The following is a 263-nucleotide window of genomic DNA, read 5'->3' as shown; positions in this document are numbered from 1 at the left end:
TTGTCGCGCAACTTTTCCCGCGCCAACGGCCTTCCTTCTCCGAAGCGGTGTTATCGCCGCAGTGAACGAAAACAGCCACTGCCGCCTAAAGGTTTGTCAGCGCGTTTGACCAACCCCCTATGTATATTGCGGTAAAGGAGTAGCCCAAGCAAAACCTCGCAAGGAGCAATATTTGAGTCATTATTTTGCCAGGCTTTTCTCAACTTGTTGGGCAATAAATTTCGCTTTTGCGCTAGGAACCACCAAAGGCTTTTCATGCCGCC

1 protein-coding gene is annotated in these 263 nt (G+C 50.2%); it reads right to left on the bottom strand.

The annotated features are described in order from the left end of the window. Positions 1-50: 50 nt before the first annotated feature. Positions 51-263 (bottom strand): hypothetical protein (locus tag ACP5PX_RS08360; RefSeq protein ID WP_428085486.1); only part of this gene is annotated, 213 nt, incomplete at its 5' end.

Source organism: Hadarchaeum sp. (SeqCode) (genome assembly GCF_049969415.1).
Lineage (GTDB): Archaea > Hadarchaeota > Hadarchaeia > Hadarchaeales > Hadarchaeaceae > Hadarchaeum.
The sequence above is the reverse complement of the archived record's forward strand: the minus strand, read 5'-3'. Positions and strand labels throughout refer to the sequence as shown.